Origin of the sequence: Methylocystis sp. WRRC1, from assembly GCF_020733155.1 — a bacterium.
Lineage (GTDB): Bacteria > Pseudomonadota > Alphaproteobacteria > Rhizobiales > Beijerinckiaceae > Methylocystis.
Map to the genome: position 1 here is coordinate 1,036,585 of NZ_JAJFZJ010000001.1, position 22,646 is coordinate 1,059,230.

The following is a 22,646-nucleotide window of genomic DNA, read 5'->3' on the forward strand; positions in this document are numbered from 1 at the left end:
GGGTGACGTCGGAACGCCCGGATCATCGAGCTATCGTAATCGAGCGCAGCGGTCACGGAGGTCTGCGACAATCTTGTGCAAATCCTGCCCGCACCGCGATCAGATTGAAGCAATTACCAGCAAAACCACGGCGTTACTGCCAATACGATTGACTCGATGGCTTAGGACGCCGCTAAATTCCGTATCGTGGCGCAATGCGTCGGCGAGCAAAGAAGGCGGTTCCTACGGTGTCAATTCAAGTCGCGCTTCATCATGTCACGCATTACAAATATGACCGGCCGGTTTCACTTGGCCCCCAGATCATCAGACTGCGGCCTGCGCCGCATTGTCGAACCCGCATTCCGAGCTACTCACTGACGATCGCGCCCGCCGAGCATTTCATCAACTGGCAACAGGATCCTCACGGCAATTGGCTGGCGCGGCTGGTGTTCCCGGAAAAGGCGCGCGAATTTCGCGTCGAGGTCGATCTTCTCGCGGAGATGGCCGTCTACAATCCTTTCGATTTCTTCGTCGAGCCCTATGCGGAGGAATTCCCCTTCGCTTACAAGCCGGATCTCGCCCTCGAACTTTCGGCCTATCTCGAAATCGAATCCGCGGGCGCGCCCCTTGAAGATTACCTGCGCACAATTTCGCTCGAAAGGCGACGAACGATTGATTTCCTCGTCGATCTCAATGCGCGTCTGCAGCAGGAGATTCGTTATGTCATTCGCATGGAGGCGGGCGTGCAGGCGCCAGACGAAACGCTGACGCTGCGTTCCGGCTCCTGCCGCGACTCTGCGTGGCTGCTCGTGCAAATCCTGCGTCGGCTGGGCCTCGCCGCGCGCTTCGTCTCCGGCTATCTCATCCAGCTCAAGGCCGACGTGGATCCGATCGAAGGACCGAAGGGGACGGATCACGACTTCACCGATCTTCACGCATGGACCGAGGTCTATATTCCCGGCGCCGGCTGGGTCGGTCTCGACGCGACGTCAGGCCTCTTCTGCGGCGAAGGCCATTTGCCTTTGTGCGGCGCGCCGCATTATCGCTCCTGCGCGCCGGTCTCAGGCCAGGTAGAACCGGCGGAATGCGATTTCAATTTCGAGATGCGCGTCGAGCGCATCCGCGAGGCGCCACGCTTCACGGCGCCGTTCGCGGACGAGGCGTGGGCGCGGCTCGATCACCTCGGCGAGGCGGTGGACAAAGATCTTGCCGCGCAGGACGTGCGCCTCACCATGGGCGGCGAGCCGACCTTCGTCTCCATCGACGACTTCGAGTCCGCCGAATGGAACACGGCCGCCGTGGGACCGACAAAGCGCGCACGCGCCGACGATCTCATTCGCCGGCTGCGCGAACGTTTCGGACCCGGCGGCTTCCTGCATTACGGACAGGGTAAATGGTATCCGGGCGAGAGCCTGCCGCGCTGGGCCTTCGCGCTTTATTGGCGCAAGGACGGCAAGCCGATATGGGGCGACAATGCGCTCATCGCCGGCATGAAGGCGGCGGGCGAAGCGACGCCGCATGCGGCGGAAAACTTCGCCGCGTCGCTCGCGGGCCGGTTGGGTGTGGACTCCTCCTATGTGATCCCGGCCTTTGAAGATCCGGTCCATTGGATAGGCGCGGAAGCCGCGCTTCCCATCAATGTCGATCCGGCCGATCCCAAGATCGACGATCCTGAAGAGCGCACGCGCATGATCCGCGCCTTCGAGCGCGGGCTCTCGACGCCCTCGGGCTTCGTGTTGCCGGTTCAGCGCTGGAACGCCGCCGCGATGGGCCGCCGCTGGAGGTCCGAGCGCTGGCCGTTGCGGCGCGGAAAGCTGTTTCTGGCGCCCGGAGATTCCCCTATCGGCCTGCGCCTGCCGTTGAAATCCCTGCCTTGGGCGCCAGCGAAGGATCTTCCCTTCTTCTTCCCGCAAGACACATTCGCGCCGCGCGAGACGCTGCCCGACCCATCGCATCTCCAGCATGTCTACAGCTCCGAGATCGCCTCGGGCGGGCAGGACGTCAGCGAGCAGGTTGCGGTGGCGGGCGCCGTGCGGACAGCGCTCGCGATCGAACCCCGCGAGGGCGCCATCTGCGTATTCATGCCGCCAGTGGAGAAGCTTGAGGATTATCTGGAGCTTCTCGCCGCTGTGGAGGCTACCGCAAAAGATCTGGGGCTGAAGCTCAACATCGAGGGTTATCCCCCGCCGCCCGATCCACGCATCGACGTCATCAAGGTGACGCCTGATCCCGGTGTGATCGAGGTCAACATCCATCCCGCCGCCTCCTGGCGCGAAGCGGTGGAGACGACGACAACGCTTTACGAGGAAGCGCGACTGGCGCGTCTCACCACGAGCAAATTCATGACGGACGGCCGTTGCGTCGGCTCCGGCGGCGGCAATCACGTCGTGCTCGGGGGGGTGACGCCAGCCGACTCGCCATTCCTGCGTCGCCCCGATCTGCTCAAGAGCCTCATCCTGTACTGGCAGCGGCGCCCGTCCCTTTCCTATCTCTTCTCGGGCCTGTTCATCGGGCCGACAAGCCAGTCGCCTCGCATCGACGAAGCGCGTCACGACGCGCTCTATGAACTCGAAATCGCGCTCGCCAACACGCCCGCGCCCGACGCGACGGATTTTCCGCTTTGGCTCGTCGATCGCCTCTACCGCAATCTGCTGGTCGACGTTTCGGGCAATACGCATCGCTCGGAAATCTGCATCGACAAGCTCTATTCGCCGGACGGTCCGACGGGACGCCTCGGCCTCGTCGAGTTGCGCGCCTTCGAAATGCCGCCGGACGCGCGCATGAGTCTCGCGCAGCAGCTATTATTGCGCGCGCTCGTCGCGTGGTTCTGGCGCGAGCCACAAGAAGGCGCCTGCGTGCGCTGGGGCACCGCGCTGCACGACAAGTTCATGCTGCCGCATTTCGTCTGGGCGGATTTCCTCGGCGTGCTCGACGATCTCAAACGCGCGGGATACCCGTTCGAGGCCGAATGGTTTCAGGCGCAGTGGGAGTTCCGCTTTCCGCTCGCCGGCGCCGTCGAACATGGCGGCGTGCGGCTCGAAATCCGGCACGCGCTGGAGCCCTGGCATGTGCTGGGAGAAGAGGGATCCGCCGGCGGGACCGTGCGCTATGTCGATTCTTCTGTCGAGCGGCTGGAGGTGAAGGCGAAGGGCTATGTCGCCAACCGCCATGTCGTCGCCTGCAAAGGGCGTCGCGTCCCGTTGACAAGTACGGGCGTCAGCGGCGAGGCGGTGGCGGGTGTTCGCTTCAAGGCTTGGCAGCCCGCCTCCGGGATGCACCCGACCATCCCGGTGCATACGCCTCTGATCTTCGACGTCGTGGACAGTTGGAGCAATCGCTCGCTCGGCGGCTGCGTCTATCACAGCGCCCATCCGGGCGGACGCAGTTACGATACGTTCCCGGTCAATTTTCACGAAGCCGAGTCCCGGCGACTGGCGCGCTTCCAGGATCACGGCCATACTCCCGGCCGCGTGGAGCCGCCGCGCGAGGAGCCGGCGGGCGAATTCCCGCTGACGCTGGATTTGCGGAGGAGTCTTGCCCGCTGAACCGGAGGCCATGACAAAGGCATGCGACGAAGCGCGGCGGCTCGGCGCGTGGATCGATGATTATCAGCCGATTCCCGGCGTCCCCGACGAGATGATCGGGCCGGATGGTCGACCGCGTCCGCATTGGTCGACCCTGCTCGACACGCTGGCGCAGCTTGGCGACGATGGCGTTGACCAACGCTTTGCCGCCGCCGCGCGGCGCATCAACGACATGGGCGTCACCTATCGCGTCCATGGCGAGGCGCGCGAGCGGCTCTGGCCTTTAGGCCGTATGCCGCTGCTGCTGACCGAGGCCGAATGGCGCGAGATTGAAGCGGGGATCGCGCAGCGCGCTGAATTGCTCGACTTGATCCTGCGCGACATCTACGGCCCCGGACGCCTCGTGACCGAAGGCGCCCTGCCCGCCGCCGCCGTGGCGGGCTCTCTGGAGTTCGTCCGCCCCATGCGCGGGGTCGAACCGCTCGGCGGCCGCTGGCTGCGCTTTTACGCCGCCGAAATCGGCCGCGGGCCGGATGGCAAGTGGTGGGTGCTCGGCGATCGCGCCCAGGCGCCGTCGGGCGCAGGCTATGCGCTGGAAAACCGTCTGGTCCTCGCACGCGCCTTCCCGAGCCTCTATCGCGAGATGAATGTGCGGCGCCTCGCCGGCTTTTTCCGCGACTTCCGCGCCGGACTCGTCGCCGCCGCCGCGCGGCCCGATCCACGCATCTGCCTCATGACGCCGGGTTCATGGAGCGAGACCTACTCGGAGCAAGTCTATCTCGCGCGCTATCTCGGATTCCTGCTCGTCGAGGGTGAGGATCTCGTCACGACCGAGGGCAAGCTGCATGTGCGCACCGTCGCCGGCCTGAAGCGGGCCGATGCGGTTTGGCGACGCGTCGACGCCGATTGGTGCGATCCGCTGGAAGCCAACGCCGCTTCCCGATTGGGCGTGCCCGGCCTGTTCGACACGTTACGGCAGGGCGCTGTCGCGATGGCCAACATGCCGGGTGCCGGCCTCGTCGAGTCGCGGGCGCTGATGAGCTTCCTGCCCGGGCTTTCGAGGCGGCTGCTTGGAGAAGACCTGCGGCTATCCAACATCGCAACCTGGTGGTGCGGTCAGGAAGCAGAGCGCGCGGAAATCCTGCGCGCCATCGACGATCGCGCCATCGCGGCCGCGTTCAGCGATACAATGGACAGCCTTGGAGGCGCGCGCGTCGCATTGGGCGCGGAACTCGAACCCGCCCGACGCGCCGCCCTGATCCGCGCGATCAATGAACGAGGCATGGATTATGTCGGGCAGGAGATCGTCCAACTTTCGACGACGCCTGCATACTGCGCCGGCGGCCTAACGCCGCGCCCCTTCGCGTTGCGCGTCTTCGCCGCCGCGACTCCGGACGGCTGGACGGTCATGCCCGGCGGGTTCTGCCGCGTCTCGGATCGGCGGGACGCCCGCGCCGTCTCCATGGGCGCTGGCGCGCAATCGGCCGATGTGTGGGTGATCGGCGAGAAGCCGGCGGAGAGCGCTACTCTGCTGCCCGCGCGAGGTGAAACGCGCGTCGTGCGCATCCCGGGAAATCTGCCGAGTCGAGCCGCGGACAATCTCTTCTGGATGGGACGCTATCTCGAGCGCGCCGAGGCGACGCTGCGCGTCGTGCGCTGTCTGTGCAACCGCCTCACTGATCCACAGTCGACCGCGATGGAGGGACGCCAACCGATCGAACGCTGCGAACGCCTGCTCATCGCTTGCGGCGTAGCCGCTCCGACCGGCTTGCGACATCCCGGCGCAGCGATTGCGTTCGCCGCTTCGAGCGACGCTGGCTCCCATGGCTCCGCGCTCGCCGTCGTCCTGCAGGCGAAGCGCGCCGCCTCGATAATTCGGGAGCGACTGTCGCAGGACGTCTGGCAATTGATCGGCCGGCTGGAATTGCGCCTGCAACGTCTTGCGTCCAAGACCCCGTTGGAGGCGGAAATTCTGGAAAGCGCCGAACGCTCCTTGCATACGCTCGCGGCCCTCTCCGGCTTGATGGTCGAGAATTTCAATCGCGTCGCCGGCTGGGCCTTTCTCGATCTCGGAAAGCGGATCGAACGCGCGATCAACACCAGCCGCTTTGCCCGCCATTTCGCCGACGCCGATCCGACCATGGACACGCTCGACGCGCTGCTCGAACTGATCGACTCGCAAATCTCGTATCGCTCGCGCTACCTCGCCGGCGCCGCGCTCGCTCCCACGCTCGACATGGCGATGCTCGATCCGTTCAACCCACACTCCGTCGGTTTTCAGGCGCGTCGCATCGATGAGCATCTCGCGGCCCTGCCCGCCTTGCTAGACGACGGCATGATGGAGCCGCAGCGCCGGCTCGCCATCGCGCTGCGCGCGGAACTCGAAGCCGAGGATGCAAGGCGGCTCGACGCCGCGCGCATTCTGGTCATCGAACAGCGCGTAATGGCGCTCGCCGATGTCATTGCAGATCGCTATTTCTCGCGCGGGGGCGACAACGCGCCCGCAGACAAAAGATCAAAGCTCGCGTGATCTACGACATCATCCACATCACCACTTACACTTACGAAACGAGCGTCGCCTCGACGCGTTGCGCGATCAGGTTGACGCCGCGCGCCAGCATCGGCCAAAAGCTGATACAATGCGACATCAGCCTCTCTCCGAAACCCCAGGACAGGCGCGAGCGCGTCGATTTCTTCGGCAATCCCACCGTCGAAGCGTCGATCCAGCAACCGCATGCAAGATTGCGCGTCGCGCTCACCGCTCGTGTCGAGGTGATGCGCCCCGAGAGCCCCGCGCCAGCGCTGACTCCGTCATGGGAGGCGACGCGGCGCGCCGCATACTCCAATCAATCATTGGATCCCGCGTCTCCCGTGCACTGGCTGTATCCGAGCCGCCTCGCGCCGCTCCATGCGCCGGTCACGGATTATGCGCGCGAAAGCTTCCCGGCGGATCGTCCTGTTCTCGAAGGCGCGCAAGAACTGATGCGTCGCATAAAACAGGATTTCGCCTATGATCCCGACGCGACCCATGTCGCGACGCCGCTTGCGCGAGCGTTCGAAAATCGCGGCGGCGTTTGCCAGGATTTCGCGCATATCATGATTGCAGGGCTGCGCGGAATCGGCCTGCCGGCGGCCTATGTCAGTGGCTATATCCGCACCATCCCCGCTCCGGGACAGCCGCGCCTCCAAGGCGCAGACGCGTCGCATGCCTGGGTCGCCATCTGGTGCGGCGAGGCGTTCGGCTGGATACATCTCGACCCAACGAACGCGATGGTTGTCGGCGACGATCACATCGTCGTCGCCATCGGCCGTGATTACGCTGACGTCTCGCCGATCGACGGCGTCATCATCAGCGCCGGCGGGCAGAACCTCGAGGTGAGCGTCGACATAAGGACGCTGGGCGACCCGTAAAAACCACCTCCCTGTCACGAAATCCAATACCAAAGGCCTTTATGGCCGACTCTTGGGGGCGTCGGGGGTCTTTTTCTGACTCAAGGCCTTGCCGGTTACCGCCCCAAAATTTGACGCCACCGGCGCTCGTCAGGGCACAAGTGTGACTCCCGCCCGACGACACGGCGACGACGACGCTGATCAGTCCCGACACATTCACGGGGGTGAGCCGGGTCGTCGTCGTGCCGTCGCCGAGCTGGCCGGAATTGTTGAGGCCCCAGCATTTGACGCCGCCGGCGGTCGTTAGCGCGCAGGTATTATGTTGGGTAGCCGACAGCGTCTCCTGTCCCGCTCCCTCTGCGACGCCGCGCGGCCTTCCGTCCGCACACCTTCTCATTGCGTCGACCAGCGCGCCGAGCCCCTCCCGATACGCATGCGACGTGTGAAAAACATCGACCGAGGCGAACGCGTCGGCGCGACCGATGCGCGTCGTGGTTCCGTCAATCTCGATCGTCACGGATATGGCCCTGCCCTCCGCGGACCGGACTTACCTGTCTTCTCCAGCGGACCGGCCGAGCGCCTGCTCGAGATAGGCGACGGCGCCGCTGAGCGTGAAAAGCTTCCTGTAGTCGATCTCCGGAATATTGACGCCGGTGTGCTTGTGTATCGCAGCCACCAGATTGGCGAAATCCATGGAGTCGAGGTCGAAGGCCTCGCGAATGTCCGCGTCGTTGGCGACCGATGACGGATCCGCTTCCGGCGCGATGTCGCAGATCAGCTGGAGAAGGAGCGATCTTATTTCGTCATTGGTCACAATTTTTCGGGCTCCTGCAAAAGACGTGCGATCTCGGCGAGATAGAGTCCCCCAAGATGACCGTCTGTCACGCGATGATCGGCGGCGAGGCTCACCGTCACGAGGGGACGAGGCGCGATCCTCCCATCGACGACGAAGGGGCGCGTGACGACGCGCCCAAAGCCTACGATCGCCACCTGGGGCGGGTAGATAATGCCTGTCACCGTCTCCGCGCCGCGATCGCCGACGCTCGTCACGGTCATTGTGGGAGACGCAAGCTCCGACGCCCGCAGTCCACCGCGCCTTACGCGTTCGACCAGATCGCGCATCGACGACATGAGTTCGGCGAGCGATTTTTTGTCCGTGTCCCTCATCGCCGGCGCCACCAGTCCGCCGCCGCGGAGCGCCACTGCCCAGCCGATGTGAATCTCGCTGGCGGGGACGAAGGCGCCGTTCTCAAAAAACCCGTTCAGTTTCGGCTGCGCGTGCAGCGCGAGGGCGGCGGCCTTCAAAAAAAGCACGGCCGGCAAGATGCGCGCGAGCGGCTCCCGGTCGCGATTGAAATCCTCGAGCCAGGACAAAGCGGCGTGAAGACCGACCGTTTCGCTAAGATAATAGTGCGGGATTTCGCGCTTCGAGCGGCTCATCGCGGCGGCGATGGCCTTGCGCATTTCCGACAGATCGACGCCGCGCCTGATCGACGGCGCTCCGGCTGGAGCGGCGCGCGCCGCCGCCTCCACATCCGCAAGCCGGATCGAGCCATCGACCCCCGTGCCGCGAAGCGCCGCCACGTCGATGTTCAGCGCGGCCGCGCGACGGCGGGCGACAGGCGTGATCTTCAGACGCGCGTCCGGCGCGATCACTGGTTTCGCGACAGGAATCGGCGCCGCCGCGACTTGCAATGCCGGCGGTCGCGCGGCTGCGGCGGCGGGCTGCGCGGCCTCACCCGCCGGTCCGTCGATCCGGGCGAGGATGGTCCCGACCGGAACACGCGCGCCGACGGGAACCAGTATGTTCGAAACAACGCCCTCCACGAAGACTTCGACTTCGATCGCGCCCTTTTGCGTCTCGACGACGGCGATCACGTCGCCCGACTTCACGCGATCGCCCTCCTTCACATGCCATTCGACGAGCGTGCCGGCCTCCATGTCGGCGCCGAGGGCGGGCATTTTGAAGTCGCTCATGTCGGCCGCACGAGGTCGCGCGCAGCGGCGGCGATGGCGTCTCTCTGCGGCAGGCAGGCGTCTTCGAGATGCGCGGCGTAGGGCATGGGAACTTCGCGCCCGCACACACGCCTGAGCGGCGCATCCAGTTCGAAGAAGGCCCCTTCGACGATGCGCATGCCGATTTCCGCAGAAATGGAGCCGCTGCGCCAGGCTTCGTCGATAATGACGCAGCGCCTCGTCTTGCCGACCGACGCCAAAATCGTGTCTGTATCGAGCGGGCGCAGCGTACGCAGATCGAGCACTTCGGCTTCGATGCCCTCCTTCGCCAGCGTCTCGGCGGCGTCGAGCGTCTTGAACAGGCCGCCGCCGTAAGTGATGAGACTGACGTCCCGGCCCGGGCGACGGATTGCGGCATGGTCGATGTCGACGGACGTCACGCCGGGCGTCAGAACGCCTTCCATATTGTAAAGCATGACGTGCTCGAAAATGAGCGTCGGATTGGGCTCTGCGAGCGCGGCGAGGAGCATGTAGCGCGCATCATCAATCGTCGCCGGGGTCAGCACGCGCAATCCGGGAATATGCGCATACCATCCCTCCAAACTGTGCGAATGCTGCGCGGCGACCCGCCGCCCGCCGCCCGTCGCCATGCGGATCACGAGCGGAATGGCGAATTGCCCGCCGGACATATAGGGGATCGTGACGGCGTTGTTGACAATCTGATCCAGCGCCAGAAGGCTGAAATTGACCGTCATGATCTCGACGATCGGCCGCATCCCCGTCATCGCCGCGCCGATCCCGGCGCCGACGAAGGCGCTTTCCGAAAGCGGCGCATCCCTGATCCGCTCGTCGCCGAATTCTTCGAGAAGCCCTTTCGTCACCGCATAGCAGCCGCCATAACGGCCGATGTCCTCGCCCATGAGAAAGACGCGGGGGTCTTCCAGAAGCGCCTGACGCAGCGCTTGTTTGCAGGCTCCGCGATAAGTGATCGCGAGTGGAGGAGAATCGGTCAAGAAGGAATCTCCGTCATTGTCACGAAACGCTCCACTTCCGCGACGGACTCGAGCGCGCCCGCTTCGGCGAAGGCGACCGCGGCAGCGATCTCGGCCTCGACTTTCGTCTCGATCGCATGGACTTCTTCCGGCCTGATCAAATGATTGCTTTCGAGCCACTCCTGAAAGCGAACGATCGGGCCTTTCTTTCGCCAGGCCTCCACTTCTTCCTTCGAGCGATAGAGTTGCGCGTCGAACATCGAATGCGCCCGAAAGCGGTAAGTTCTGCATTCCAGAAAATAGGGATCGCTCCCGGCGCGGACTCTTTCCACGGCCCGCCGCGCCGCGCTTTCGACGGCGACGACGTCCATGCCGTCGACCCGTTCGCCCTCGATCCTGTAGCCGCTGGCCTTGTGCACGAAATCCGTGTCCGCCTCCGCGCGCTCGACCGCAGTACCCATCGAATAAAGATTATTCTCGCAAATGAACAGGATGGGCAGCCGCCACAGCTTCGCCAGATTGAGCGTCTCGTGGAATTCTCCCTCGTCCACGGCGCCTTCACCGAAGAAGCAGGCCGTGACCGCCGTCCGCTTCGACAATTTATCGGAGAGCGCGACGCCCAGCGCCAGCGGCAATCCGCCGCCAACGATGGCGTTGCCGCCGTAGAAGCGATGCGCCCGGTCGAAAAAATGCATCGAGCCGCCGCGTCCGCGGCAACATCCGTTGAGCTTGCCCATCATCTCGGCCATCAGGCAGCCGGCGTCGACGCCGCGGGCGAGCGCCTGACCATGTTCGCGATAGGTCGCGATAACGGAATCGTCCGCGGTCAGAGCCTCCATGACGCCGACAGACACCGCCTCCTCGCCGTCGTAGAGATGCAGGAACCCCAGGATCTTCTGCGCCTGATAGAGCTCCACGCATTTCGCCTCGAAACGGCGGATGCGGATCATCCCCGTCAGGAGACGCAAGAGATGCGCATGGTCGAGATGAACCTTCTGCGTCATCGCTCGTCGCTTTCCAGGGTCGACAGGTCGCCCTCCGGCAGGCCCAGTTCGCGCGCTTTCAGAAGGCGTCGCATGATCTTGCCGCTGCGCGTCTTCGGCAGATTGACGCGAAACTCGATCTCCTTCGGCGCTACCGCCGCGCCCAGGCGCTTGCGCGCGTGTCCCAGCAATTCCTTGCGCAAGGCTTCGTCCGCCATGAAGCCCTGCTTCAAGGCGACGAAAGCCTTGACGATCTCGCCCGCGACCGCGTCCGGCTTGCCGATGACGGCGGCTTCGGCCACGGCTGCATGCTCCATCAGGACGCTTTCGACTTCGAAGGGCCCGATCAAATGACCCGACGATTTGATCACGTCGTCGGCGCGGCCGACGAACCAGAAATAGCCGTCCGCGTCGATGCGGGCGAGATCGCCAGTCAGATACCATTCGCCCACGAAACATTTGCGGTAGCGTTCGTCCTCGTGCAGATAGCCGCGCATCATCGAGGGCCAGCCGCGCCTGAGCGCTAGCTCGCCTTCATTCTCCGGCGTATCGACGATGTCGACGCTTCCGTCCGGCTTGCGCAAGGCGATGCGCGCCTCGACGCCCGGCAGCGGACGCCCCATGGAGCCGGGCTTGATGTCCATGGCTGCGAAATTTCCGATCATGATGCCGCCCGTTTCCGTCTGCCACCAATTGTCATGAAAGGGCAGGCCCAAGGCCTGCACGCCCCAGACCACGGCTTCCGGATTGAGCGGCTCGCCGACGCTGGCCGCGAAGCGCAAAGCCGAGAGATCGAAGCCTCGAAGCGCTTCTTCGCCCGCCTTCATCATCATGCGGATGGCGGTCGGAGCCGTATACCAGATGGTGACCTTTTCTTCGGCAAGGACGCCATACCATCCTTGCGCGTCGAACTCGGCCTCGACAACGATATTCGTTACGCCATGCACGAGCGGCGCAATGACGCCATAACTCATGCCCGTCACCCATCCCGGGTCCGCCGTGCACCAAAAGCGATCGTCCTCGTGCAGATCGAGCGCGAAAAACCCGGTCGCGTAATGCGTCACCACGGCGTCATGAACATGCAGGACGCCTTTCGGCCGCCCGGTCGTTCCGCTGGTGAAATGCAGGAGCGCAACGTCTTCGGGATCGGTGGGGGGTATATCGAAAGAGGTCGACGCCTCGCGCATCAGGTCGCGCCAGGAGAGCGCGCCCTCGCCACCCGTCTCGGCGTCGACGAGAATGACGTGTTCAAGCTTCGGCAGGCGCGGGCGCAAGGCTTCGATCTTGCGCCGGTAGAGCGCTTGCGTGGTGACGAGGACGCGCGCGTCGCCGATCTCCATGCGCGTAGCGATCGGCTCCGGCCCGAAGGCCGAGAACAACGGCGAAACGACGCATTTGGCCTTAAGCGCGCCGAGAATGGAGATGTAGAGTTCAGGAATGCGCCCGAGCAGAACGAAGACCGCGTCTCCCGGTCTGGCGCCCAGCGACCGCAGGGTGTTGGCGAAGCTGTTCGTCGATTGCGCAAGATCGGCGTATGAATAGTTTCGACGTTCGCCTGTCTTGCCAATCCATCTTATTGCAATTTTGTCTTTCCTGTCGCCGCCTGCATGGCGATCGACGGCTTCGAAGGCGATGTTCAACCCGCCCGCATTGGGAAGGCCCGTCAAATTTGCGCGCGCCGTCTCCCAGCCAAATTGCGCGCGCGCTGCGTCGTAATCGGCGAGATTGGGTCGGACCGCGAACGACGCAGGATCTTTATGGATCATCGCGTAGCGCACGGAGTCATTCAGCCCCATTCGTCCCTCTCGTTCTCGGGGCGGTCACGCGTCGGCGCACTTTCCACTCGCAGACATGTCAAAAACGCTTCCTCTTATCAGTATTGTGTGATCTGCCGGCTTGACGATCAAGCGAATTCGGGCGGCCATGAACTTGACCTTTTCCAGGCGGAAGCCTTTGCCCGAAAGTCGCGTTATCCGACGCGTCGTCCTGGTTACACCTCACTTTCGCAAAAATGCCGGGCAGCCGAAGCGTTACAACCGCAAGTCCGCTACAGGTCGTAAGGCGCGACGGAGGATTTTCGTGCCGCCGCCGTAGCGCCGCGGGCATGATCACAATTCTTTCCGCCCTCCTTTCCCTGCTCTTGTTACGTGTTCGCAGCCGCACCTCATTGGAGCTTGAGCTCATCGCGTTGTGGTATCAGGTGACCGTCCTGCGCCGGCAACGGCCTGGTCAGCCTCGGCTCGTCTCCGCTGACCGGCTGCTTTGGGTTTGGCTCTACCGAGTTTGGCCGTCATGGAAACGAAGTGGAGCACGACGAATAGACTTTTACCTGAGGTTCGGGAACCGGCGGCTCTCCGCGTCTGGACAAGCCGGCGAAGGCCATCTTCGGGAAGTTCGCCGAACCTCCCGTCCGGGATCAACGCACCGGCGCGATCATTCGCCTTCGAACAGCTTGAGGAAGGCTTCCTTGTTTTCCCGCAGTTTTCGCAGGTGAACCGCCGCCAGATGATCGAGGCGGCGGTTTCCCGCCGCCGTCATCACGATCAACGAGCGCCGCCGGTCGAGAGTGTCCGTCTTTCGCCGCACGAGCTTCGCCTGAACCAGCCGCGAGACGAGTTCGGCGGCGCTGTGATCGCGTATCATCAACTGGTCCGCGAGTTCGCCGACGCTGATGTGATTCCCGCCGTCGTATGTCTTGATCACCAGCAGCGCCTGATACCACTGCATCGTCAGGCCGAGATCGGCGGCGGCGGCCTCGCTGAACGCCAGAAACCTTCTCAGGGCGCGACGAAAATTGGCCAGCGCCTCCAGCTCCTCCCTGCTCGGGGCCGATGAGGCGTCGTCCGCATCCGGTTCGCGCCCAATTGCCGAAATGGTCACCCAACCTCCAAATTTTTCGCCCGGCGGCCGTTCTCGTCGTCGGCATCATGCGGTTGCTGTTCGCCCCGGTCAATTCCCCGTCTCTCAGGAGCCGCCTGCGTTCCGCTTGCATTACATCGTGAGGCGATATAGTTTATATCGTGTCACGATCTAGCTGCCATGTTTCCGCGGTCGTCGCATGTCCGGCCGCCGCATGAAGGAACCTGGCGGAACGACAGGCCGTCAGCGGCGCCGCCGGGAAAGAGAAACGGGGAGGAGCGAGATGATCCCGTGCTTTTTGTCATGGCGACTCGGGCGGCGTCAGTCTGGATGAGGACCATTGCGTCATGAAAATCGGGCGGCAGACGCCGCCGGACGACCCCGACGCCAAAGCCGTGAAGAGTCCGCGTCAATCCTTCGGCGAAGGAAAATCCCGCGCGGGCGAAACGCGGACATTTCTCGAAATCAAAAGGAACGCAGCCATGTCACTGACTCGACGCGCAAGCATGCTGGCCCATGCGGGGCTGGTCGCGGGAGGCGCCTACCTCCTGACGGTCATGCTGACGGGGAGCCACGCCCAGGAATATGAGGTTGGCGCGCTCAAGGTCGAACATCCCTGGCTGCGCGCGCCTGGGGAGGGCGAGAACGTCGCGACGCTCTATATGGTCGTTCACAATACGGGCGACGCACAGGACAAGCTTGTCGGCGTCAAATCGGACAAGATCGGCGCCGCCGTGCTGCACGCCGACGTCAAGCGCATCGTCGTTCCGCACGGCATCGTGATCCCGCCGCATGCGACCGTGCTGCTCGAGCCGGACCGGCCCTATGTTTCTCTCGAAGGCGTGGAAAAGATGAACCCGGTCGGCGGGGGCTTCGCAGTCAGGCTGGTTTTCGAGAAAGCGGGAGAAGTCGCCGTCGACGCGTCCGTCGAGGCGCCCGACGCCAGACATGCGCATGACGCGGAGGCGACTGCGCGGTGGGAGAAGGCCCATGGCGGCGGCGCCTCCGCGACCCCGGCGCAGGAGGGGCGTCAGGAGGCGACGGACGCGGGCAAGACCGAGCCCGCCAGCGCAACGCCAGCGGCGGCGCCGGCCGCCGACGGGAAATAGGCGCCGCCATGATCTGGCGCAGCGTCGCGAAAACCGTCGGCGCGTCCGGGCGCCCGTTCATGGGAGCGCGACGCGGATGACATCGACGATCGATTCGGGCGCAGGGATCGAGTCCGGGCGCCTGGCCGCAAAGGCGCAGGCCGTCGCCCGCGAGAGATCGCGCTGGGCGCTGTTTCTGGATTTTGACGGCACGCTCGTTGAAATCGGGGAATCGCCGAGCGCGATCGTGGTTCCGACGCATCTGCCTCTTTTGCTCGCGCGGCTGAACGCGGCGCTGGACGGCGCATTCGCGATCGTGACCGGACGGCCCGTTTCGGACATCGACCGCTTTCTCGCGCCGTTCCGGCCAACGGTCGCCGGCGTGCACGGCGCCGAGATACGCGCGCCGGGCGGCCGTCGCGTCGAGGTCGCGGCGGGACCCAAGCAGAGAAAACTAGTCGCCGGCGTTCGCGCCCTGTGCAGACGCTTCCATGGCGTATCGCTCGAATTCAAGCCGGGGACCGTCGCGGTCCATTATCGCGCCAATCCGGAGGCTGGTCCGCCGCTGAAGACCGGATTGCAGCAAATCGTGAACGAAAGTCCGGGGGATCTGGTGATCTGCTCGGGCCGCATGGTTCACGAGATCCTGCCCCGCCGCGTCTCCAAGGGCGCCGCGATCGAAACGCTGGCGGAGCTCCCGGCGTTTCGCGGCTGCCGGCCGCTCGTCATCGGCGACGACGTCACCGACGAATCGGCGTTCGCCGCGGCCGTCAGGCTCGGCGGCGTGGCGTTGAAGGTGGCGGGCGAGCATTTTCCGCCGGAGGACGCGGATTTCGACGACCCCGCCCAGCTCAGGTCCTGGCTTGACCTTCTGGCGGCGAATCTGGGCGCATGATCCGGGATCGGCGCTCCACGCCGGTGACCCGCAGGGATCGGCCGCACGCCTCGTGATCTCCCGACTGATTGCGTTCACGGACGCCGAGGCGTGGTTGCCGCGGCCGCCGTCCGGCGCTCCGCAGAGAACGCGCATCGCTGCTGCGCGACCGGGTCGCCGTGAAACGAGCGAAGGGAAGAACATCCGATGAGCGACAAATCTTTCAGCGTCAGCGAAACCCGCTTCGTCTTTCCCGGCGCGCGGCGCAGGGCTGCGCTTGCCCGCCGTCTCGCGGCTAACCCCGCGGCGAAAGTGGCGGCTTTCGTCACCGCGGCCGCGTTCGTTCTCATCGTTTCTCTTGCTCCTCTCGCTTCCTTCGTCATCGAGGGCTGGCTGCGTCAGGATATCGAAATCCGCTCCCGTCTCATCGCGCGCTCCGTGCGCAACCATCTGCTCGCGAGCGGGCCGGAATCCTCCCGCGACCTCGGCCGCTATCTCGAACAGATGGTCGAGGACGAGCGTCTCCTTGCGCTCGGCTATTGCTCCGACGCGGGCGTCATGCTCCATGCGACCGCGTCGATGCCCAAATCGATTTCCTGCCGGGATTTCGGCGCGGGAAAAACCAACGCATTCGACGTCGATTCACGCCCGGACCCGCGCGCGCATGTGAACGCGGTCTCTGTCGGAGCCGGCCCGACGGCCGGCCGGCTGGTCGTCGTTCATGACCTGTCCTTCATCGACGAGCGGTCACGCAAGGCGAGTTATTACACGATCCTGGCCCTGACCGGCGCAACCATGGCGCTCGGCCTGCTCGCGACGAGCGTCGTGCTGATGGCGACGCGCGGCTGGGCCCGCTCCGTGCGAAGCGCCATTCTGGCCCCGCGCGCGGAGGAGGCTCTTAAGCCGTTGCAGGCGGAATTGCCGGGCGGCCGCGATTTCCGCGCGCTGCTGCAGGCGCTGCGGGTCGAGCGCAAATTCACCGAAGGGATTTACGTCGAGTGGTCGCCGGCGACGCTCGGACAATTGCTCGCCGAGGAATTGCCGCAGGCGCGCGTCGTGATCGTGTCGAACCGCGAGCCCTATATTCACAATTACGCGGACGGAAAGCCGACGCTGCAAATACCGGCGAGCGGTCTCGTCGCCGCGCTGGAGCCGGTGATGCGCGCCTGCGGCGGCGTGTGGGTCGCGCATGGCAGCGGCGCGGCGGATCGGGAGACGGTGGACGAATACGACCGCATCGCCGTTCCCCCGAATGATCCCGCCTACTCGCTGCGGCGCGTCTGGCTGAGCGACGAGGAGCAAGACGGCTATTACTACGGCCTCGCCAATGAGGGCCTCTGGCCCTTGTGTCACATCGCCTTCGTGCGCCCGAACTTCCGGGAGCAGGACTGGTCGCATTACGTCGCGGTGAACCGCAAGTTCGCCGAAGTGGTGATCGAGGAAGCCGAATGCGACGACCCGATCGTGCTCGTGCAGGATTATCACTTCGCGCTGCTGCCGCGCATGATCCGCGACCGGCTGCCGAACGCCACGATCATCGCCTTCTGGCATATACCCTGGCCAAATTCCGAGACCTTCGGCATCTGTCCCTGGCGCGAACAGATCATCGACGGCCTTCTCGGCAGCACGATTCTCGGCTTCCATACGCAGTTCCACTGCAACAATTTCATCGACGCCGTGGACCGATTCATGGAAAGCCGGATCGACCGGGAGACCGGCTCCATCACGTTGCGCGGCCATGAAACCATGGTGCGCCCCTATCCGATATCGATCGAATGGCCGCCGAGCGCGCTCGCCAACCAATTGCCGGTTGAGGAATGCCGCAAGGAGCTTCGCCGGCGACTTCATCTCGGCGACGACATGCGCATCGCGATCGGCATCGAACGCTTCGATTACACCAAGGGCGTTCTCGACCGCATCAGGGCCGTCGACGCATTTCTTTCGCTTCATCCCGAATGGCTCGAAAAATTCGTCTTCATCCAGGCCGCGGCGCCGACCCGCAGCAAGCTGCCCGTCTACAGCAGCCTGCAGGCCGAGGCGCGGCGGCTGGTCGACGAGATCAACGGGCGGCACGGCCGGAACGGCTGGAAGCCGATCCTGCTGGAAATTCGCCACCACGAACAGGGCGAGGTTTACGCGCTGTTTCGGGCCGCGGACGTCTGCATCGTGTCGAGCCTTCACGACGGCATGAATCTCGTCGCGAAGGAATTTGTCGCTGCGCGCGAGGATGAACAGGGCGTTCTGATCCTGTCCAGCTTCGCCGGCGCGTCGCGCGAGCTGTCCGAGGCGCTGATCGTCAATCCCTATGACGCGCATGGAATGGCTGAAGCGATTCAGGAAGCGTTGAAAATGCCTGCCGGCGAACAGCGCGAAAGAATGCGTCTGATGCGCGAACTCATTCGTCGGGACAATGTCTATAGCTGGGCGGCGCAAATGCTTCTGCACGCCGCGCGCCTTCGCAAGAGCGAGCGCCTGCATAGATTGATCGGGCAGTGAGGGCGGCGCGTGACGTGACTTCCCTGCTCCCTGTCGTCCCTACCGCAAATTCAATCTGACAGGAATGCTTCTGAAATTTGGGGCATGCTTCGTCTCATGGCCGACGTGGTCAAGCTGGCCTGGTGGACGATCATCGACCTGTTGCGATCCAGAGCGTCACTGGAGGTGGAGATCGTCGCGCAGCATCAGCAACTAAACCTCTTGCGCAGGAAATCGGCGAGGCGACTGGCGTTCAGCACTATAGATCGTCTGATTCTTGCTGGGCCCTATCAGATTGCGTCGCGGATTATCGACGCCTTGGCGATCGTAACGCCCGAGACGGTTATTCATTCGCATCGCGCTGGCTTTGGTTTGTTGTGGCGATGGAAGTCGCGGCCTCGCGGCGGCAGGCCAGAAGTGGCGCAAGAACGCGCCCGTACCTCGCGCGGTTCAGGCTGCAAGGCGCATTGTTCCCACACCAATCCTCGAGCGGACGAAACGCCCGAAGCGATAGCGAGGGTCATCGCGAGGGGAGGCTCACCACCGCAACGGTGAGTCCGGCGGACGCATCCGCCTTCAGATCGGCGAACGAGTAATTGTTCCCCAGCGCTTGGACGAGCCGCGGCGTAAAGTCTCAACGAAGCTTTGAATCATGCCACTGGCGTAGGCGTTGTTTTCCTTGGTCATTCTGACCCCTCGGAATTCGGAGCGGGACCAGGATGGCCCCCCGCCTCCGCCGGACGCCCCTCAGACCTTATCTCGATTCTGGCCGTGACATTCGACCCAGCTGCAAAGCCGCCGTCGCTTTTTGTCGCTTCGATAACCAGGCGGCCAATGACCGAGCCGCCGCCTGTTGGGAGGCCAGAAATCTCCGTGATTTTGCTGCTCAGAACGCGCTCAGGATCAGAGTCGGACTGGATTTCCGCCAAGGCGCCGATGCGCAGAGGCTTCAACGCCTCTTGCGGCGCGCTGAACTCCGCCGCCAGGTTGCGAGATTCCCTCGTGAAGAGAAAAAGCGGCGCGGACGCGGCCACTTTTTGCCCGACCGACGCATAGCGTGCGACGACAACCGAGTCGAAAGGCGCACGTATCTCGATCTGCTTTTCGTTCTTCTCCTCCTCCGCGAGCATGGCGCGCAGCCGTTCTATTTCGTTACGCTCTACTCGCGCTCTGGCCAGCGTCCTGCGGCGGAGCTGAGCTAATCGTGAATGCCGGCCGCCGCGCCTGGGCGTCCGCGAGGACAGGAGCCGCTCATATTGGGCGAGACTGCCTTTTGCTGCTTCGAGCCTTCCGAGCGCTCGCTGATGGGGTTCCCCATAGATCGTCGCGCATAAGCGCCCGGCCTCAACGGTTTCTCCTGGTTGGCAATTCACGACGCCTACAGTTCCGCCGATCGCAGCGACGGCAAGCCGCTGCTGCGCCGCCATGACGGTCCCTTGGAAGATCACGAACTTCGTGGCCGGAGCCTGCAACGCGCTTTCCGGGGCGTTTCTCGGCGACCGGATGGTAGACGGCCAGAGGCCAATCAACGTCGCCGCGATTGCAGCCAATGCGGCGGCGCCGGCCGAAAGAACCCATGGCGAAGGCCTGCGCGTCGCCTCGCCTACAACAAGAGCCTCGGGCCCGGCTGCGAGGCCAAAGCGCCTAAAAACAAGAAGCTTGAAAAGATCAAGGATGAGAGCGAAAGCTAGGGTCGCGAGAAACAGTTCCAAGATGACCCAAGCTGGCAGCGGATCCATCAGGTATCCCCCGAGCGCGAAAAAGACCGCTATCGCGAGGTTTAATAGCGAGGAAAGCACTAGCCATGCGGAGGGAGGCGAGCTCCACAGGCGTCGCCGATCACGCAGAATATAGACCGCCGCCTGACCGAGAAACACGAGCGAGACAAAGGCGACGGTCCGCAGTTGGCCGATGTTCAAGCTCAGCCATCGTTCGCCTACGAGAACAATCGTCGAAACAAACAGTAATCCCGCAACGCCAAGCGCGGCTGCGGCGCCGGTGATGGCGTCAAGGCGCCAGGCGTCTGGTTGCGAGGAAGGCGTCGCCCTGTCCGTGGCGATCACCATCGTCAAAAAGTCCCCGGTGATCAGCAGCAACGCCATTTGCATCGGCGTCACAATCGCGTGGCCTGTCGCCAGCAGGCCGACGCCAAGAAAGGGGACGAGCTGGAACTTTTTGACGAGCGCATTGAGCATGTAGGTCAAAATGCGCTGGAAGGCGGCGCGTCCTTCTTCAATCGCGTCGACCACTCCCTTGAGGCCTGGCTCGGTGAGGACGACGCTTGCGGCCGATTTTGCCACATCTGTCGCGGTGGAGACAGCCACGCCCATTTGCGCCTGGCGGAGGGCCGGCGCGTCGTTGACCCCGTCGCCGCACATGCCGACGATGCGTGCCCGACGCTGGAACGCCTGCACCAGCTTGAATTTGTCTTCCGGGAAGACGCCCGCGTAAATGGCGTAATCCTCGGGATTCAATTCTTGAGAAAAATTCGCGGCAGGACAGACGGGCCCCACGAGGCCAACGGCCCGGCCAACCGACGCAGCGGTCGTCACTGCGTCGCCGGTAACCATCACGGTTTTTACCCCCTCCGCCCATAGCTCGGCGATCAGCGGCTTCGATTCGGGACGCGGCGGGTCGCTCAACGCGATCAGCCCGACGAGTTTCTCGGCCCCTGAAGGACCAAAGGCCACGGCGATGACGCGGCCGGCGGAGCGGGCCGACGCCTCGATTTGGCGCTCCGCGCGGCCGTCGAACGATGAAAGCCGGGCGACTGCGAGGGGCGCGCCTTTGACGATCCGCCGTTCTATTCCTGCTGCGTCTGTGACGGTGGCTTCGGCGACCTTGGTCGCGGGGTCGAACGGGATGAATTTGCGAGTTTGAAGCAGCGGGAATTTACCGCCGTTTTTCGGCGGCGCCGCGCAGCTTGCGGACCAGTCCTTCATCGAGTCGAACTTCGAGGGCACGGTGCATGTGCGCAACCGCCATGTGGCCCGCAACTCGGACGGCGACCTGATCGTCATGGCGCGCAACGTCGCCATCGTGATCCTCGGCCCCGACGGAGCCGAGCGCGCGGTCAACCGTATCCAATACGGCGCCCGCCTGAAGGTCGATGAAGGCGACAAGGTCAAGCGCGGCCAGCGCATCGCCGAGTGGGACCCCTATACGCGTCCCATCATCAGCGAGATCGACGGCGTCATCGGCTTCGAGGATCTGGTCGAAGGCCAGTCGATGTCGGAGACGGTTGACGAGTCGACCGGCATCGCCAAGCGCATGGTCATGGACTACCGCCTCAACCTGCGCTCGGCGAGCCTCAAGCCCTCGATCGTCATCAAGGGGCCGGACGGCAAGGTCGGGAAACTCGCCCGCGGCGGCGACGCGCGTTACCTGCTGCCCGTCGACTCGATCATCGCGGTCGAGCCCGGCGGAACCGTGAAGGCGGGCGACATCGTCGCGCGTATTTCGGTGGAGAGCGCCAAGACCCGCGACATCACCGGCGGTCTGCCGCGCGTCGCGGAACTGTTCGAGGCGCGCCGTCCGAAGGATCACGCGATCATCGCGGAGATCTCCGGCACGGTGCAGTTCGGGCGCGACTACAAGAACAAGCAGCGCATCACCATCGTTCCTGCCGAGGAAGGCGCCGAGCCCGTCGAATATCTGATCCCGAAGGGCAAGCACATTCACCTTCAGGACGGCGACGTCGTCGAAAAGGGCGACTATATCGTCGACGGCAACCCGGCGCCGCACGACATTCTGGCGATCAAGGGCGTGGAGGAGCTTGCGGCCTACCTCGTCAACGAGATCCAGGAGGTCTACCGACTGCAGGGCGTCAACATCAACGACAAGCACATCGAAGTGATCGTGCGTCAGATGTTGCAGAAGGTCGATATCGTCGATCCGGGCGACACCGGCTTCCTCGAGGGCGAGCAGGTGGATCACGTCGAACTCGACGAAGCGAACGCCAAGGCGATCGAGAACGGCGGCAAGCCCGCCTCCGGCACGCCGGTGCTGCTCGGCATCACCAAGGCGTCGCTGCAGACGCGTTCGTTCTTCTCCGCCGCCTCCTTCCAGGAGACGACCCGCGTCCTCACCGAGGCTGCGGTCAACGGCAAGATCGATCCGCTGGTCGGCCTCAAGGAGAACGTCATCGTCGGCCGCCTCATCCCGGCTGGCACGGGCGCGGCGATGGCCAAGTTCCGCGGCATCGCCACGGGTCGCGACGATCTCATCATCGAGCAGCGCGCCGAGGCCGCCGAGCCGGCTCCTGCCCTGCCGCTATGCGCCGACCTGCTCGGAATACGCGGATGAAGCCATCGCGAGACACGGCCTTTGGGCGGGCGGCTGGATGGGCTTCGCCCGCATCTGCCGCTGCCGGCCGGGCGCGGGCGAGGGTTTCGATCCGGTGCCAGAGGAGTTGCGCGCGGACGCGAGCGCACTCACGCCCTGGCGCTATGCCCGCTGGCGCGGACCCTTCCGCTGCGAGGAAGTTGAAACCGACAAGGGCTGACCGGGGTCATTGTGAAGCGGCG

At 64.3% G+C, this 22,646-nt stretch carries 16 protein-coding genes and 1 pseudogene; 9 read left to right on the top strand and 8 right to left on the bottom strand.

Translation table 11 applies throughout. The features are described from left to right. Nucleotides 1-227: 227 nt before the first annotated feature. From LG047_RS05205 to LG047_RS05215, 3 genes are read left to right on the top strand one after another with little or no spacing between them, the layout of a single operon-like run. Nucleotides 228-3,524, top strand: coding sequence for a transglutaminase family protein (locus tag LG047_RS05205; protein ID WP_227965806.1), 3,297 nt, complete (start codon nt 228-230; stop codon nt 3,522-3,524). Between the two features lie 10 nt (nt 3,525-3,534). Continuing rightward, nucleotides 3,535-6,033 (top strand): circularly permuted type 2 ATP-grasp protein, encoded by a 2,499-nt coding sequence (locus tag LG047_RS05210; RefSeq protein ID WP_227965807.1) that lies wholly within the window; start codon nt 3,535-3,537, stop codon nt 6,031-6,033. Then, entirely contained in the window at nt 6,030-6,914 is an 885-nt protein-coding gene (locus tag LG047_RS05215) for a transglutaminase family protein (protein WP_227965808.1), read from the top strand. The genes LG047_RS05210 and LG047_RS05215 overlap by 4 nt, the downstream gene beginning before the upstream one ends. On the opposite strand, the gene LG047_RS05220 is transcribed toward LG047_RS05215, so the two are convergent. The 7 genes from LG047_RS05220 to LG047_RS05250 form a co-directional block, all read right to left on the bottom strand. Next, on the bottom strand, nt 6,853-7,290 hold the full coding sequence (locus tag LG047_RS05220; RefSeq protein WP_227968433.1) for an RCC1 domain-containing protein: 438 nt from the start codon (nt 7,288-7,290) through the stop codon (nt 6,853-6,855). The genes LG047_RS05215 and LG047_RS05220 overlap by 62 nt on opposite strands. Before the next feature lie 150 nt (nt 7,291-7,440). Beyond that, nucleotides 7,441-7,707 carry a phosphopantetheine-binding protein gene (locus LG047_RS05225; RefSeq protein WP_227965809.1) on the bottom strand — a complete coding sequence of 89 codons (267 nt, stop codon included), beginning with the start codon at nt 7,705-7,707 and terminating at the stop codon, nt 7,441-7,443. Beyond that, the gene (locus LG047_RS05230; protein WP_227965810.1) at nt 7,704-8,870 is read right to left on the bottom strand and encodes a dihydrolipoamide acetyltransferase family protein; all 1,167 of its coding nucleotides are present in this window, start codon (nt 8,868-8,870) and stop codon (nt 7,704-7,706) included. Before LG047_RS05230 ends, LG047_RS05225 begins: the two co-directional genes overlap by 4 nt. After that, on the bottom strand, nt 8,867-9,862 hold the full coding sequence (locus tag LG047_RS05235) for an alpha-ketoacid dehydrogenase subunit beta (protein ID WP_227965811.1): 996 nt from the start codon (nt 9,860-9,862) through the stop codon (nt 8,867-8,869). Before LG047_RS05235 ends, LG047_RS05230 begins: the two co-directional genes overlap by 4 nt. Then, nucleotides 9,859-10,845 carry a pyruvate dehydrogenase (acetyl-transferring) E1 component subunit alpha gene (gene pdhA, locus LG047_RS05240; protein WP_227965812.1) on the bottom strand — a complete coding sequence of 329 codons (987 nt, stop codon included), beginning with the start codon at nt 10,843-10,845 and terminating at the stop codon, nt 9,859-9,861. Before pdhA ends, LG047_RS05235 begins: the two co-directional genes overlap by 4 nt. After that, the gene (gene acsA, locus LG047_RS05245; RefSeq protein WP_227965813.1) at nt 10,842-12,620 is read right to left on the bottom strand and encodes an acetate--CoA ligase; all 1,779 of its coding nucleotides are present in this window, start codon (nt 12,618-12,620) and stop codon (nt 10,842-10,844) included. The genes pdhA and acsA overlap by 4 nt, the downstream gene beginning before the upstream one ends. Nucleotides 12,621-13,257: 637 nt before the next feature. After that, nucleotides 13,258-13,704 (bottom strand): helix-turn-helix domain-containing protein, encoded by a 447-nt coding sequence (locus LG047_RS05250; protein WP_227965814.1) that lies wholly within the window; start codon nt 13,702-13,704, stop codon nt 13,258-13,260. Nucleotides 13,705-14,165: 461 nt separating this feature from the next. Between LG047_RS05250 and LG047_RS05255 the strand changes: the two genes are divergently transcribed. The 4 genes from LG047_RS05255 to LG047_RS05270 all read left to right on the top strand — a co-directional run bounded on the left by LG047_RS05255 (nt 14,166) and on the right by LG047_RS05270 (nt 18,675). Then, a complete protein-coding gene (locus tag LG047_RS05255) occupies nt 14,166-14,792 on the top strand; it encodes a copper chaperone PCu(A)C (protein WP_227965815.1) in 627 nt (208 codons plus the stop codon). Nucleotides 14,793-14,868: 76 nt separating this feature from the next. Next, nucleotides 14,869-15,666: a trehalose-phosphatase gene (gene otsB, locus LG047_RS05260; RefSeq protein ID WP_227965816.1), complete on the top strand. Its 798-nt coding sequence runs from the start codon at nt 14,869-14,871 to the stop codon at nt 15,664-15,666. A 186-nt stretch (nt 15,667-15,852) separates the two neighbouring features. Beyond that, the gene (locus LG047_RS05265; RefSeq protein WP_227965817.1) at nt 15,853-18,141 is read left to right on the top strand and encodes a trehalose-6-phosphate synthase; all 2,289 of its coding nucleotides are present in this window, start codon (nt 15,853-15,855) and stop codon (nt 18,139-18,141) included. A 96-nt stretch (nt 18,142-18,237) separates the two neighbouring features. Then, entirely contained in the window at nt 18,238-18,675 is a 438-nt protein-coding gene (locus LG047_RS05270) for a hypothetical protein (RefSeq protein ID WP_227965818.1), read from the top strand. A 128-nt stretch (nt 18,676-18,803) separates the two neighbouring features. Here LG047_RS05270 and LG047_RS05275 read toward each other — a convergent pair whose 3' ends face one another. Next, entirely contained in the window at nt 18,804-21,140 is a 2,337-nt protein-coding gene (locus LG047_RS05275; protein WP_370635066.1) for an HAD-IC family P-type ATPase, read from the bottom strand. Between LG047_RS05275 and LG047_RS05280 the strand changes: the two are divergent. Both LG047_RS05280 and yidD read left to right on the top strand, forming a co-directional pair. Beyond that, nucleotides 21,028-22,425, top strand: a pseudogene (locus LG047_RS05280) (DNA-directed RNA polymerase subunit beta'); the annotation flags it as partial. The gene LG047_RS05275 and the pseudogene LG047_RS05280 overlap by 113 nt on opposite strands. Further along, entirely contained in the window at nt 22,340-22,624 is a 285-nt protein-coding gene (yidD, locus tag LG047_RS05285) for a membrane protein insertion efficiency factor YidD (protein WP_227968435.1), read from the top strand. The pseudogene LG047_RS05280 and the gene yidD, both read left to right, overlap by 86 nt. Nucleotides 22,625-22,646: the final 22 nt, after the last annotated feature.